This is a genomic window from Rugamonas rivuli (assembly GCF_009380165.1).
GTDB lineage: Bacteria > Pseudomonadota > Gammaproteobacteria > Burkholderiales > Burkholderiaceae_D > Rugamonas > Rugamonas rivuli.
On record NZ_WHUF01000009.1, the window covers coordinates 143,107 to 157,515 of the forward strand.

At 68.0% G+C, this 14,409-nt stretch carries 11 protein-coding genes; 1 reads left to right on the plus strand and 10 read right to left on the minus strand.

Annotation, left to right across the window (positions count from 1 at the left end):
- Position 1: 1 nt before the first annotated feature.
- The gene (locus GEV01_RS27435) at positions 2 to 781 is read right to left on the minus strand and encodes an SDR family NAD(P)-dependent oxidoreductase (protein ID WP_152809084.1); all 780 of its coding nucleotides are present in this window, start codon (positions 779 to 781) and stop codon (positions 2 to 4) included.
- Positions 782 to 1,020: 239 nt separating this feature from the next.
- Between GEV01_RS27435 and GEV01_RS27440 the strand changes: the two genes are divergently transcribed.
- Complete coding sequence (locus GEV01_RS27440; RefSeq protein ID WP_152809086.1) at positions 1,021 to 2,991, plus strand: S9 family peptidase; 1,971 nt, start codon at positions 1,021 to 1,023, stop codon at positions 2,989 to 2,991.
- A 6-nt stretch (positions 2,992 to 2,997) separates the two neighbouring features.
- Here the strand turns inward: GEV01_RS27440 and GEV01_RS27445 are convergent, their stop codons facing one another.
- The 9 genes from GEV01_RS27445 to GEV01_RS27485 form a co-directional block, all read right to left on the minus strand.
- Complete coding sequence (locus tag GEV01_RS27445) at positions 2,998 to 3,933, minus strand: SMP-30/gluconolactonase/LRE family protein (protein WP_152809088.1); 936 nt, start codon at positions 3,931 to 3,933, stop codon at positions 2,998 to 3,000.
- A 4-nt stretch (positions 3,934 to 3,937) separates the two neighbouring features.
- The gene (locus tag GEV01_RS27450; protein ID WP_152809090.1) at positions 3,938 to 4,927 is read right to left on the minus strand and encodes a sensor domain-containing diguanylate cyclase; all 990 of its coding nucleotides are present in this window, start codon (positions 4,925 to 4,927) and stop codon (positions 3,938 to 3,940) included.
- 70 nt (positions 4,928 to 4,997) lie between these two features.
- Positions 4,998 to 6,818 (minus strand): DAHL domain-containing protein, encoded by a 1,821-nt coding sequence (locus tag GEV01_RS31240; protein ID WP_152809092.1) that lies wholly within the window; start codon positions 6,816 to 6,818, stop codon positions 4,998 to 5,000.
- Positions 6,815 to 7,771: a cytochrome-c peroxidase gene (locus tag GEV01_RS27460; RefSeq protein ID WP_152809094.1), complete on the minus strand. Its 957-nt coding sequence runs from the start codon at positions 7,769 to 7,771 to the stop codon at positions 6,815 to 6,817. The genes GEV01_RS31240 and GEV01_RS27460 overlap by 4 nt, the downstream gene beginning before the upstream one ends.
- Before the next feature lie 19 nt (positions 7,772 to 7,790).
- On the minus strand, positions 7,791 to 8,672 hold the full coding sequence (locus GEV01_RS27465) for a sensor histidine kinase (protein WP_152809096.1): 882 nt from the start codon (positions 8,670 to 8,672) through the stop codon (positions 7,791 to 7,793).
- Between the two features lies 1 nt (position 8,673).
- Positions 8,674 to 10,848, minus strand: coding sequence for an EAL domain-containing protein (locus GEV01_RS27470; protein WP_152809098.1), 2,175 nt, complete (start codon positions 10,846 to 10,848; stop codon positions 8,674 to 8,676).
- Positions 10,845 to 11,249, minus strand: coding sequence for a response regulator transcription factor (locus GEV01_RS27475; RefSeq protein ID WP_152809100.1), 405 nt, complete (start codon positions 11,247 to 11,249; stop codon positions 10,845 to 10,847). The genes GEV01_RS27470 and GEV01_RS27475 overlap by 4 nt, the downstream gene beginning before the upstream one ends.
- Positions 11,250 to 11,310: 61 nt before the next feature.
- Positions 11,311 to 11,922: a response regulator transcription factor gene (locus tag GEV01_RS27480; protein WP_328595642.1), complete on the minus strand. Its 612-nt coding sequence runs from the start codon at positions 11,920 to 11,922 to the stop codon at positions 11,311 to 11,313.
- Positions 11,919 to 14,105, minus strand: coding sequence for a sensor histidine kinase (locus GEV01_RS27485; protein WP_152809102.1), 2,187 nt, complete (start codon positions 14,103 to 14,105; stop codon positions 11,919 to 11,921). The genes GEV01_RS27480 and GEV01_RS27485 overlap by 4 nt, the downstream gene beginning before the upstream one ends.
- Between the last annotated feature and the right edge of the window lie 304 nt (positions 14,106 to 14,409).

Genomic DNA, 14,409 nt, shown 5'->3' on the forward strand with positions numbered 1-14,409 from the left:
TTTATGCCGATCCGGCCAGGCCGCCGCCATCCACCACCAGCGCATCGCCGGTGACGAAGGAGGCGCGATCCGATGCGAGGAACAGCACCGCCTGCGCGATCTCGTGCGGCTGGCCCACGCGCATCAGCGGACGGCCGGCGCCTGCCGCCACCAGCGCGGTTTCTTCAAGCCCCAGCTGCTGCGCTTCGTTGCGCAGCATGGGCGTGTCGGTGTCGCCGGGGCAGACGCAGTTGACGCGGATGTTCTGCGGGCCGTGGTCCACCGCCATGGCCTTGGTCAGGATCACCACCGCGCCCTTGGAAGCGCAGTAGGACACGGCGTCCTTGCCGCCCACCAGCCCCCAGCCGGAGGCGGTGTTGATGATGCTGCCGCCACCCTGCTGCTGCATGACAGGCACCGCGTATTTGCACATCAGGAAAATCGATTTGACGTTGACCGCCATGACCTGATCCCACTCCTGCTCGGTGGTGTCGATCACGTTGGCGCGGCGGGTGATGCCGGCGTTGTTGAACAGGACGTCGAGCCGGCCGTAGCGCGACACGGCCGCCGCCACCGCCGCCGCGCAATCGGCGGCCACGGCGACATCGGTGCGGATGAAGGAGGCGCGCGCGCCGGTGGCGACGATCGCCGCCACGGCCAGCTCGCCGGCCGCGCCGTCGCGGTCGGCGATCAGCACCGTGGCGCCTTCACGTGCAAACAATTCCGCCGTGGCGCGGCCGATGCCGGACGCGCCTCCCGTGATCAACGCCACCTTGCCTGCCAGTTCGCCTTGCTGATGCATGTGCTGTCTCCATTTTTATGGGTTATGCGCTATGTTGCCCTCATTTTGTCCACGTTGACAAATGAATACTCTGCATGGCATGCATAAACCCAGCTAATGAGTCGCGAGGCGCCTCGTAGATGGCCAGCCATGCATGGATTTGATGGATGGCGGAGCGGAATTGATTGTTCTTGTGATAAATGTTGCTTTGTTGGATACTCTGGCGGCTGTCTTTGATTCTTACTCTAAAAGGAGACCCCATGTCAAAAACACTGCCTGTCATGCGTCTGTTGTTGCTGTCCATGTTGAGCGCCACCGCCATGGCTGACGATGCCGTGCTGGCGCCGCCTGCCGCGCTGGTGATGGAGAACGTGCCGCCGGTGCCTGCCGCGCTGGCCAGCCAGCTGACCAAGTACACCGAGTTCAAGCCGACCAGCTTCACCGACTGGCATCCGACCAAGCAGGAAATGCTGGTGGTGCGGCGCTACAAGAACACGCCGCAGATCTACCGCGTGGCCAAGCCCGGCGCTCCGCTGGAACTGCTGACCGACTATGCGGAACCGGTGCGTGGCGCCAGCTTCCAGCCCAAGCATGGCAAGTTCTTCGTATTCATCAAGGACAGCGGCGGCAATGAAGTATTCCGCGCCTACCGCCGCGACGTGGCCGGCGGCGACGCCGTGCCGTTCACCCCGGACGGCCAGCGCGTGCAGGACATGGTCTGGAGCAGCAGCGGCAAGCAGGTGCTGTATGTGACGGTGCCGGTCGGCCGCACCGGATCGGCCGACAAGATCAATTCCACCATCGCCATCGTCGATCCGCTCAATCCGGACGGCGCGCGCACGCTGACCGAGCTGCCGGGCGGCGGCTGGGGCGGCTTCAAGTTCTCGCCCGACGACAAGCAACTGGTCTACGGCGAATACGTGTCGGCCAACGAAAGCTATCTGTGGCTGATGGACCTGGCCACCGGCAAGACGCGCCGCATCACCGGCAAGAACGGCGACGAGCCGGTGGCCTATTCCTCCGCGTTGTTCAGCAAGGATGGCAAGGGCCTGTACCTTGTCACCGACTCCGGCAGCGAATTCCAGCGCCTGGCGTATCTCGACCTGAAGACCATGAAGTCCACCGTGCTCACCGCGGATATCCCATGGGACATCGACGGCGTCGCCCTGTCCGAGGACAACAAGCTGCTCGCGTTTGTCGCCAACGAAGACGGCACCAGCGTGCTGCGAGTGATGCGCACCGCCGACCGCAAGCTGCTGCCCGCGTTCAAGCTGCCGAAGGGCACCATCGCCAATTTCCAATGGCACAAGGACAGCCGCAGCCTGGCGGTGGCGCTGACCTCGGCCACCAGCCCATCGGAAGTGTACGCGGTCGACGTCAAGACCAACGCCGTCACGCGCTGGACCGAGCATGAGAAGCTCGCTATCGACAACAGCAAGTTCGCCGAGCCGACCATCGCCCGCTGGAATTCGTTCGACGGCAAGTCGATCTCCGGCTTCGTGTACCGCGCGCCGGCCGGCAAGTTCCCAGGCAAGCGGCCGGTGTTGATCAACATCCATGGCGGACCGGAAGGCCAGTTCCAGCCAGGCTTCATGGGGCGCAGCAATTACTTCACGGACGAGATGGGGCTGGCCGTCATCTACCCCAACGTGCGCGGCTCCAGCGGCTACGGCAAGACCTTCCTCAAGCTGGACAACGGCATGCTGCGCGAGGATTCGGTCAAGGATATCGGCGCGCTGCTGGACTGGATCGCTACCCAGCCGGACCTGGATGCATCACGCGTGGCGGTGATGGGCGGCAGCTACGGCGGCTACATGTCGCTGGCGGTGTCGACCAACTACGCCGACCGCATCAAGGCTTCGGTCGACATCGTCGGCATTTCCAACTTCGTCACCTTCCTGGAGAAGACCGAATCCTACCGTCGCGACCTGCGCCGCGTGGAGTACGGCGACGAGCGCGATCCGGAAATGCGCAAGTTCATGGAGAAGATCGCGCCGCTGAACAACGCGGCCAAGATCAAGCAGCCGCTGTTTGTGGTGCAGGGCAAGAACGATCCGCGCGTGCCTTACCAGGAAGCCGACCAGATCGTCGCCACCGTCAAGCAGAACGGCACGCCGGTCTGGTACATGATGGCCAACGACGAAGGCCACGGCTTCAACAAGAAGGCCAACGCCGACTACCAGTTCTACTCCACCATCAACTTCCTGAACCAGCACCTGCTGGCGAAGTAAGCTGCCTCAGTACGGCGAGCCGGTGACGTCCAGGTCCAGTTTCCAGAGGGCGCCGGCGCCGGTGATGTAGAGCGTCTTGCCGCTAACGCCGCCGAAAGCGGCGTTAGTCACATTGGCGTCCACCTTGATGGTGGCGATCTGCTTGCCCTTGGGCGTGAACACGCGCAGGCGCTTGTCGGTGTGCTCGGTGACGTAGATGTTGCCGTAGCAATCGACCGCCATGCCGTCCGGGATGCCCAGTGGGGACACCAGGTCGCGTCCCTGCTGCGGCTGGCCGTTGACGATGGCGTAGGCGCGCAGCACGCCGTGCTCGCCCACCATGCCGTTCACATACAGCACATCGCCTTTGGGCGACAGCGATACGCCGTTGGGGTTGATCAGCGTATCGTCCACCACCGTCACGCTGCCGTCCACGGCCACGCGGTAGACGCGGGTCTTGTCCTGGCCGCCCGGCGCGGCGTCGCGCTGGAAGGACGGGTCGCTGAAGTACAGCGTGCCGTCCCTGGCCATCGCCATGTCGTTGGGCGAGTTGAAGACATTGCCCTGGTACTTGCCCGCCACCTCGCTGCGCTGGCCGTCCAGCGTGTAGCGCGACACGCTCTTGTACTTGTGGGTGGCGGCCAGGATATTGCCGTCGTTGTCCACCGCCAGGCCGTTGCTGCCGCTGTCTTCGATCACCGTGCTGACCCGGCCCGCCGCGTCGAGCTTGCGGATGCGCGAAGGGAAGCCGGAGCCGAAGGTGAAGTCGGAAAAATACAGCGCATCCTTGATCCAGACCGGGCCTTCGTACAGGCCGGGTTCCTTGCGGTCCGGGTTGGCGGCAGCGATGCGCTGCGCCACCAGTTCGCCGGCGGGCGCCTTGCCGGTGCAGGCGGCGGCTTGCGAGGAAGGCGCCGACACGATGGCGGCGGCGATAGCCACCAGGGAGGTGAAAGTCTTCATCGTATCAGGCTGCATTCTCGGTAGGGCGGTGGACGATCACGCAGTCGCGGCCGGCGTGCTTGGCGGCGTACAGGCAGCTGTCGGCGGCGGCCAGCATGGTGGCGGCGTCGTTCAGGGTGTTCTTGTCGTAGGTGGCCACGCCTATGCTCATCGTCACGTGCGGGCGGGTGGCGGCCGGCGCGTGCGTGATCGCCAGCGCGGCGATGCGGGCGCGGATCGCCTCGGCGTGCAGGGCCGCTTGTTCCGGGCCGGTGTCCGGCAGCACGGCGGCGAATTCCTCGCCGCCGTAGCGGGCGGCCAGGTCGGCCGGGCGTTGCAGCATGCCGGCGAAGGCTTCCGCCACCAGCGTCAGGCAGGCGTCGCCCTGCTGGTGGCCGAAGTGGTCGTTGTAGGCCTTGAAGGAATCGATGTCCATCAACAGCAGCGACAGCTGGCCGTTGTTGCGCTGGGCGCGGCGCAGTTCGCGGTCGAGCGCGACGTCGAAGTGGCGGCGGTTGGCGATGCCGGTCAGGCCGTCCACATACGATTGCGCGCGCAGCGCCTCGGCCTGGCCGCGCAGCTGGCGCTCGCGGCCGACGGTGGTGCTGATGTCGCTCACCTCGATCAGGCAGAAGCGCTCCTTGCCCTCGGTGAAGGGCGTCACCGACACCGCCTGCTCGACGCGTTCGCCGCCCCAGGTGCCGGTCGGGTACAGCGGGAAGGGCGAGCGGTTCAGCGCCGGCGACAATTGCTGCGGCAGCTTGCTCTGCATGGCGCTCTGCACCGCCTGCTCCAGGCGCTGGCCGCGCAGCTCGGGGAAGAGTTCGAACAGTTCGCAGCCCTGCACGCGGTGGGCGGACAGGCCGGAATGGCTGGCCAGCCACTGGTTCCACATGACGACGCGGCCGTTGGCGTCGAGCACCATCAGGCCCAGGTTGGCCAGCCCGAGCACGCGCCCGGACAGATGGGCGTGGCTGCCGGCGGCAGGCGGGGTGACGATCGTGTTTTCTTGCATGCGCTGTTTCCCTGGCGTGACCATGTATCGTGCCACGATTATAAGCGCAGCCGCGCCGCTGCCGGCGATTCTATGCCTCCGCCATGCGGTGGCTGATCGGCAGCGTCACGCGGAAGGTGCTGCCCTGGCCGGGCGCGGTCTGCACGTCGATGCGGCCGCAATGGTTTTGCACGATGCCGTAGGACAGCGACAGCCCCAGCCCCGTGCCCTTGCCGATGGGCTTGGTGGTGAAGAAGGGATCGAAGATGCGCGGCAGCACCTCGGCGGGGATGCCGCAGCCGGTGTCGGCGATCTCGACCCACACCTCGCCGCCCTGGCCGCCGGTGCGCACGGTGATGCGGCCGCGCTGCGGGCCGATGGACTGGGCGGCGTTTTGCAGCAGGTTCAGGAACACCTGGTTCAGCTGCGACGGCAGGCATTCGATTTCCAGGATGGGCGAAAAATCGGTATGGATGTCGGCCACCGGCGCCAGGTCGCTGCCGATCAGGTTCAGCGTCGATTGCAGGCCCAGGCGCAGGTCGCTCCATTCCCAGTCCTGCTCCGACTCCACGTGCGAAAACTGCTTCAGGTCCTGCACGATCTTGCCGACCCGGTCCATGCCGCCGCGCGATTCGGCCACCAGCGCCGGGATGTCTTCCTTCAGGTAGGCCAGGTCGACCCGGCTGCGGGTGTGCGTCAGGTGGGCGGCGGCCTCGCGCGGGGCCATGGGGAGCTCGGCTTCCTCATAGGCGCTGAGCAGTTCGAACAGATTGTCCAGGTAGTGCTCCAGCATGCCGAAATTCGACGCCAGGAAGGACAGCGGATTGTTGATCTCGTGCGCCACGCCGGCCGCCAGCTGGCCGATCGAGGCCAGTTTTTCCGACTGCACCAGCCGGCTTTGCAAGGCCTTGCGCTCGCTCATTTCCTGCTGCAGGCGGCCGTTGGCCTGCAGCAGTTCGGCGGTGCGTTCCTGGACCCGGGCTTCGAGGCGGTCGTTGGCGGTCTTCAGCTGGGCGTTGACGCGGTTGATCGTGGCGTGGCTGCGCGCCAGCCGCAGCGCCGTGTAGCCCAGCAGGCCGACCAGCAGCGTCGCCAGCAGCGACAGCCAGATCCGGTAGTTGTGCAGGTGCTGCACGGTCAGTTGCTGCTGTGCGCCCAGCAGCGCGCTGATGGCGTCGATGCGCTCGCCGGTGGGCGCCGCCGAGATGCCGGCCAGCAGGCGGCTGACGGTGGCTTCTTCGGCGATCACGGTGCGCACATGGGCGACCAGGGTGTCGACCCGCTCCCGCAGCGCGGGAGAAACGCGTGCGCTGGAGGCCGCCATGTCGGCCATCTCGATTTCGATCTCCATGACGCCGCGCTCGGACGGCGCATCGCTGTAGACCAGCGTGGCCAGCAGCACCCGGTTGGCGGCGGCTTCCACGTGCCCCATGGCCTCCAGCCGGTGGCCGCGATGCTGGTTGACCAGCGCGCCGATGTCGTCGACCGCGGTCGGCAGGAAACCCAGCGAATTGTTCAGCACCGAGTTGTGCGATTTGAACGCTTCCATCAACGCCATTTTCTCGTGCAGGGCCTGCCGGTAGGCGGCCAGGGCGGCGGCGACCGGCGGCGATGGCGCGTCCAGCAGCAGGTGCAGTTCCTCCAGCGGTTGCAGCGGATTGACCAGCGGGTCGTAGCTGTGGTTCAGGCCGACGCGCGACTTCAGCGCGTCGAGCTCCCACTGCGCGTCGAGCTGGCGGATCTGGCGCAGCAGCGCGACGTTGGCGAAGTAATCGTTGTTGTCGTAGCCGAGGCTGCGCGCATACAGCACGCCCAGCAGGCCCGCCAGCAGCAGGCACAGCAGAGGGAGCGGCAGCATCAGCCGCCGCAGCCGCCGTCGCATCCGTATCAGGCACAGGTGGTAGGCGTTCATGGCTGCTCCGTCGGCACGCTGTTCAGCGTATTGAGAAAAAGGATGATGGCGGCCTTGTCTTGCTTGCTGCCGGTGCGGCCCAGCTGGAACTTGAACATGACGTCGATCGCCTGCTCCAGCGTGGCGGCCGAGCCGTCGTGGAAGTAGGGACCGGTACGCGCCACGTTGCGCAGGCTGGGCACCTTGAAGACATGCAGGTCGTCGGTGTTGTGCGTGACCATGTAGCGGCCCAGGTCGGCATCGTTGACGCCGCCGCGGCTGGCGAAGTAGTCGCCCATGACGCCGAATTTCTGGAACATATTGCCGCCGACATTGACGCCCTGGTGGCAGGACACGCAGCCGTACTGCTTGAACTTGGCGTAGCCGGCTTGTTCCGCCTCGCTGATGGCGTTGCGGTTGCCGCGCAGGTACTGGTCGAAACGCGCGTTCGGCGTGATCAGCGTGCGTTCGTAGCTGGCGATGGCGTTGCGCACATTGGCCACCGTCAGGCCGTCGCGGTAGGCCGCCGCGAAGCCGCTGCGGTAGCCGGCGTCGGCGGCCAGCTTGCCCATGATCTCTTGCCACGACGAGCCCATCTCGACCGGATTGCGTATCACCATGTCGATCTGCGCCTCCAGCGTGTCGGCGCGGCCGTCCCAGAACTGGCGGAAATTCAGCGCGGCGTTGAGCACGCTGGGGGTGTTGACCGCGCCCAGCTTGCCGCGGAAGCCGGCCGAGCGCGCCCGCGCGTCGCCGCCGCCCTGTGCGACGTTGTGGCAGCTGGCGCAGGAGACGGCGTTGTTGGACGACAGCCGCGCATCGCTGAACAGGCGCTTGCCCAGCGCGGCCCTGGCCGGGTCCTGGTGCAGCGTCAGCGGTACCGGCTTAATCGGTTCGTCCAGCGGCGCGGCGGCGGCGGCGAGCGCGGCGGCGGCCAGGCACAGCGGGCCGAGGCGGCGGTAGATGGGGGACATGGGATGCTCCTGTGGCGGCTCAGGCGGCCCGGTGGAGGCCGGCGGCGTCGTGCCGCTGCGGCAGCACGACGCGGAAGGTGGTGCCCCGGCCCAGCTCGGAGCTGACGTCGATGCGGCCGCCGTGCTTGCGCACGATGTCGCGCACCATGGCCAGGCCGAGGCCGGTGCCATGGCCGGCCGGCTTGGTGGTGAAGAAGGGTTCGAACAGGTGCGGCAGATGGTCGGGCGCGATGCCGCAGCCGTTGTCGCTGACGCTGAACCAGACGTCGCCGTCGTCGACGCCGGTGCGCAGCGTGATGCGGCCGCGCCGCGGACCCAGCGCGTGGGCGGCGTTGACGACCAGGTTCATCACCACCTGGTTCAGCTGCGAGGGCAGGCAGTACACCGGCGGCAGCGCGCCATAGTCGCGGACGATGTCGGCGCGGTGCTTGAGCTCGTTGCGCAGCATGTTGAGCGTGGCGTCCATGCCGCGGTGCAGGTCGGCCGCCTCCCATTGCTGGGCATCGCCGCCGCCGTGCGAGTATTCCTTCAAGTCCTGGACGATCTGGCGTATCCGCCGCATGCCGTCCAGCGATTCCTGCACCAGCTGCGGCAGGTCGGCGTCGCCGTGGGTTTGCAGCAGCGGCTGCAGCTGTTCTTGCAGCAGCTCCAGGTTGGAGCAGACATAGCCGACCGGGTTGTTGATCTCGTGGGCGAGGCCGGCGGCGATCTGGCCCAGGCTGGCCATCTTGCCGGCCTGGGCCAGCTGGCGGCGGCTCAGCTCAAGCTGCTGCTGCAAGCCGCGCAGCTGCTCGTCGTAGCGGGCGTAGCTGGCGCCGATGGCGGTGGTCAGCGCCCTGGCGTCGGGCTCGGCGGCCCCGGGGCCGAACAGGCTGAGCTGGCGCGACAGCAGCGGGTGCATGTCAGCACACTCCGCCGGCCGGCTGCAGAGGCATCGGCGCCGCGACCTCCGGCTCGGCCAGGCCGTGCAGCTGCCAGTAGTGGCGGAAGGCCGAGCGGATGTTGTCGCGCAGCGTGCGGTTGTCCCAGGGCTTGGTGTAGAAGCGGTACAGGGCGCCGCGGTTGATCGACTCCATGATGGTCTTCAGGTCGGTGTAGCCGGACAGGATGATGCGGAAGGTGTCCGGGTACATATGCTTGATCTTGTCGAGCAGGTCGGTGCCGCTCATCTCTTCCATGCGCTGGTCGCACAGGATCAGCTGCACCTGGTGCTCGGCCAGCAGCTGGAAGGCCTGGGCCGCGCCGTTGGCGGCCAGCACCCGGTAGCCGTCCTGGCGCAGCAGGCGCTGCAGCGCGGTCAGCACATGCGGTTCGTCGTCGATGATCAGCAGCGTGCGCTCGGGCGCGTTGCCGGCGTCGGCCGGCAGTTGCAGGCGGACGCCGTCGCGCAGCAGTTGCTCCATCTGCTCCGCCGGCAGCGGCCGGCTGAAGTAATAGCCCTGGATCTGGTCGCAGCGGTGGCGGCCCAGGTAGGCCAGCTGGGCCGCCGTCTCCACGCCTTCGGCCACCACGTCCAGCTTCAGGCTGTGGGCCATGGCGACGATGGCGTCGACCACGGCGGCGTCGTCCGGGCTGCTGGTCACTTCGCGGATGAAGGCGATGTCGATCTTCAGCGTGTCGACCGGGAAGCGCTTCAGGTAGGCCAGGCTGGAGTAGCCGGTGCCGAAGTCGTCGATGGCGATGCGCACGCCCATCGCGCGCAGCTCGGCCAGCGTGGCGGCGGTGCGGCCGATGTCGTCCATCAGCGCGCTCTCGGTCACTTCCAGCGACAGCAGGCCGGGATCGATGCCGTGGCGGGCGATGGCGGCGGCCACCGTCTGCTCCAGCTTGGCGTCGGCGAACTGGCGGCTGGCGACGTTGACGGCGATCGGCAGCGGGCCGTTGCTGAGCTGGGCCCAGGCGGCGATCTGGCGGCACGCTTCGTCGATGGCCCAGGCGCCGACCTGCACGATCAGGCCGGTGCGTTCGAGCAGCGGAATGAACTCGCCCGGCGACACCCGGCCATGGCCCGGCCGGTTCCAGCGCAGCAGCGCTTCGGCGCCGACGATGCGGCCGCTGCTGATCTGCGCCTTGGGCTGGTAGTGCAGTTCGAACTCGCCATTGACGCAGGCTGCGCGCAGCGCGTGTTCGAGCTGGTAGCGGCTTTGCGCCTGCTGGTTCATGGCGCTGGTGAAGTAGCAGCAATGGTCGCGGCCTTCCTGCTTGGCCTGATGCAGCGCGATGTCGGCATAGCGTACCAGCGTGGCGACGTCGTCGGCGTCGCCGGGGCAGGTGGCGATGCCGATGCTGACCGTCAGCGTGGTCGGCCCGGCCGGCAGTTCGAACGGCAGGTGCAGCGCGGTGCGGATCTGGTCGGCCACGGCGCTGGCTTGCGGTATCTGTTCGAGCGCCGGCAGCAGCAGGGCGAATTCGTCGTTGCCGAGGCGGCCGATGGCGGCCTGCGGCGGCGCCAGCGCCTTCAGCCGCTGGGCGAACTGGTGCAGCAGGGCGTCGCCGGCGGCGTGGCCCAGGGTGTCGTTGACGGCGGTGAAGCCGTCGAGGTCGATCAGCAGCAGCGCGCTGGCGCGCGGCCAGGCCGCCGCCAGCTGGTGTTCCAGCGAGGCGGCGAACAGCTGGCGGTTCGGCAGGCCGGTCAGGCTGTCGTGGCTGGCCATGCGGCGGCCGTAGTCGCGGCTGCCGGTGTAGAGCAGCCGCACCTCCAGCAGGTTGCGGACGCGCGACAGCAGCTCGCTGTAGTCGCAGGGCTTGCCGATGAAGTCCCTGGCGCCGGCCTCCAGCGCGCGCAGCTTGTAGTCCGGCTCGGCCGACATCACCAGCACCGGCAGGTATTGCTCGGTCTCGATCAGGCGCAGGCTGTCGAGCACCTGGAAGCCGTCCATGTCCGGCATGTTCAGGTCCAGCACGATCAGGTCGTAGCGGTGCAGGCGGTGCAGCGCGGCCACCGCCGGCGCGTCGCTGGTGGCGCTGACCTCGGTGTAGCCGGCGCTGGCCAGCAGGTGTTCGAGCACGGTGAGGTTGAGCGGCTGGTCGTCGACGATCAGGATCTTGGCGCTGTGCAGTGGTGTGGTCGGGATCATGGACGTAGGCCTCCGGTGGCGGACGCCGTCGCCGCGCCGCAGGCGGTGGCGATGGCGTCCAGTAACAGTTGATCGTTGACGGGTTTGTTCAGATAGGCCAGCGGCTGGTGCAGCAGTGCGCGGGCTTGTTCGGCCGGCGTCTGGTGGCCGGTGATCAGGATCACGCCGACCTCGGGCGCCTGCGCCGCCAGCATGGCCTGCACCTCCAGCCCGGACAGGCCCGGCATGTGCACGTCCAGCACCACGCAGCAGGGATGGCCGCCGTCCAGCGCGGCCAGGAACTCGGCGCCGCCGGCGTAGGCGCGGGCGCTGATGCCGGCGGCGCGCATCAGGCGCAGCAGCGCCCGGCGTATCGCGTCGTCATCGTCTACTACGGCTATCCAGGGCGTTGAGGTATTCATGGATGCCACGATAACGCGGTGGTGCGAACGCGGCTATTGGACCTTGGGCCAATACGGCCGGCTAATTCTGCCGCGCGCGGTCGACCAGGCGCACCAGCGCGGTCAGCGAGCGCACTTGCATTTTCGCCATCACGCGGGCGCGGTGCACCTTGACGGTTTTCTCCACCGTGCCCAGCTGGGCCGCCACCTGCTTGTTCAGCAAGCCTTCGACCACCAGGTTGAGCACCTCGGTTTCGCGCGGGGTCAGCGTGGCCAGCCGCGCGCGGATGTCGCCCAGTTCGGCGTCGCCGCTGTGCGCCGCGCGGTGCTGGGCCAGCGCCGCGTGGATGGCGGCGATCAGGCGCTCGCCGTCGACCGGCTTGGTCAGGAAATCGGCGGCGCCCAGCTTGATCGCGCGCACGCCGGTGTCGATGTCGCCGTGGCCGGTCAGGAAGATGATGGGCAGCGTGCTGGCGCGCTGGCCCAGCGCCTGCTGCAGCGCCAGTCCGCCCATGCCGGGCATGGACAGGTCCAGCACCAGGCAGCCGTCGGCCTCGTGCTGCGCCAGGTCGTCGAGGAAGGCCTGGGCGCCGGCGTAGGCCTGCACCGCGAAGCCGGCCGCGCCGAGCAGGCGCGACAGCGCCTTCAGCACGGCCGGCTGGTCGTCGACCAGGAACACGCGGCCGGCGCTCACGGCGCGCTCCCGCCGGCTTCCACCTGCGCCAGCGGCAGGCGCAGGTGGAAGCTGGCGCCGCGGTCCGGATTGTTCTGCGCCCACAGCGTGCCGTGGTGGGCGGCGGCGATGCTGCGGCAGATCGACAGGCCCAGCCCCATGCCGCGCGCCTTGGTGGTGTAGAAGGGATCGAAGATGCGGGGCAGCATGTCCGGCGCGATGCCGGCGCCGTGGTCGATCACGCTGAACTGTACGGCGTCGCCGTCGCGGGCCACGCGCACCACGATCACGCCGTCGGACGGCTGGGCGTCGCAGGCGTTCATCAGCAGGTTGATCAGCACCTGCTGCAGCTGCACCGGGTCGGCGTCGACCGCCAGCGCCTCCTCGCCCAGTTCGGCGCGCACGGCCAGGCCGTGGTTGATCAGGTCGTTGCGCACGAGGCGGATCACGCCGACCACCAGCGCGCCGGCGTCGAGCCGCTGCGGCGGCATGTCCTGCTTGCTGAACAGGCGGCGCAGGCGCTGGATGATGTCGCCGGCGCGCTTGTCCTCGTCGACGATGTCGGCCAGGATCTCGGCCACCTCGGCCAGGTCGGGCGCCGGCTGGGCCAGGAAGCGCTGGGCCGCCTGGGCGTTGCTGAGGATGGCCGTCAGCGGCTGGTTCAGCTCGTGCGCCAGCGCGCCCGACAGCTCGCCCAGCATCGCCACCCGCGACAGGTGGGTCACTTCCTTCTGCTTTTGCAGCACGTCCAGTTCGGCCTGCTTGCGCGGGGTGATGTCGAGCGAGACGCCGCGCACCCGCAGCGGCCGGTCGTCGGCGTCGTGCTCGACGCTGCCGTGCGAGCCTATCCAGCGCTGCTCGCCGCCGGCCAGCAGCACGCGGTATTCCATGTCGTAGCGCGGGGCGCCGTGCATGGCGTTGTTGAGCGTGCGCTGGACGGCGGCGCGGTCGTCCGGATGCACCTTGGCCAGCAGGTGGGACAGCGTCAGCTGTTGTCCGGGGGGGAAGCCGAACAGCGCGCGCCACTGGTCCGAGCCCCAGATGTCCTGGCTGTGCAGCTCGCGGGTCCAGATGCCGAGGTGGGCGGCGTTGGCCGCCAGCGCCAGGCGCTGTTCGCTCTCGCGCGTGTCGGCGCGGGCGCGCTGCACGCTGAGGGCGGCGTCGTGCAGGGCCTGGCCCAGCTGCTGGGCTTCGCGGAAGTGCAGCGGCGGGATGGGCAGCCGCTCGCCGCCGCCGACCGCGCGCGCCGGCGCCACCAGCGCCTGCACCGAGCGGGCGATGCGTCCGCCCAGCAGCCACGCCAGCGCCATGCCGGCGCCCAGCGCGGCGATCGTCACCGACACCAGCCAGGTCAGCGTGTTGTACAGCCCCGCCGTCAGCTCGGCGCTCGGTATGCCCAGCACGGCGGTCCAGCCGGTGCGGGTCGAGCGGCTGTAGACCACGTAGACATCCTGGCCGTCCAGCGTGCGCGTGGCCAGTCCGGATTCGCTGGCGCTGGCCAGGTGCTGGCGCAGCGTGGCGTTCACCTGCTGGCCGGCGTACTTGGCCATGTCGTGCGAACGCGTGACGATCCGGCCCTGGGTGTCGAGCACGCTGGCCCGCCAGTTGGGCGGCAGCTTCTGTTCGCTCAGCACATGCAGCAGGCGGTCCGGCGTGAGGATGGCGTTGAGCGTCATGACGATGGCGCCGTCGCGCAGCACCGGCACGCCGACGGTGCAGATGGGCTTGCCGACCACCGGTCCGATGAACATGTCGGACACGCCGGGCTGGCCGCTGGCCAGGATGCGCTGCAGCAGCGGCGCCCGTCCCAGCCTGGCCAGCGGGGCGCCGAACGGGCGGCGGGTCGACAGCAGCAGCGTGCCGTCGGTATCGATCAGGACGATGCTGTCGGCGCGCAGCTTGCCGACCAGGCTGCTGGCGCGCTGGTGGAAGCCGGCCAGGTCGTGGTTCTGCAGCATGCTGGAGGACGACAGCGCCTGCAGCGCGAGCTGGATGCTTTCGATGTCGTGGTCGGTGGCGGCGATCACGGCGCGGGCGCGGCTGACGGTATGCTCGATCAGCTGGGCCCGCTCCTTGGTGTAGAAATTGACGATCAGGAAGCTGGCCACGGCAGCCACTGGCAGGATGCAAGCGATGACCAGCAGCGCAAGACTGGCGCGCACGCCGGGGGCATGTTTCCAGGTCGGGGCCGGCGCGGAGTTCATGGCATGCAGGGGGCGGTGTGGGCGGCAGGTGGGTGATGCTATGGAATATAGCGCCCGGCCACAACGTAAGTCACGACAAATCGCTATCGAACGTTGCCGTCTGGACTCACTATCATTTTCAACTTTTCCATAAAAAAATTTTTCCTCATTCGGCAGCGGGCGTCATGGCTTGGAAGGCCGCCGGTTTTGGGCTTTCGACGCATGTGGCCGCCACGCCGAACCTGCTATCATGGATTCGTTGAGAATTCTCATACATGGGATATTCCGCTGAAGTAATCTTGCAACGTTGACCTGAGCACTGCCT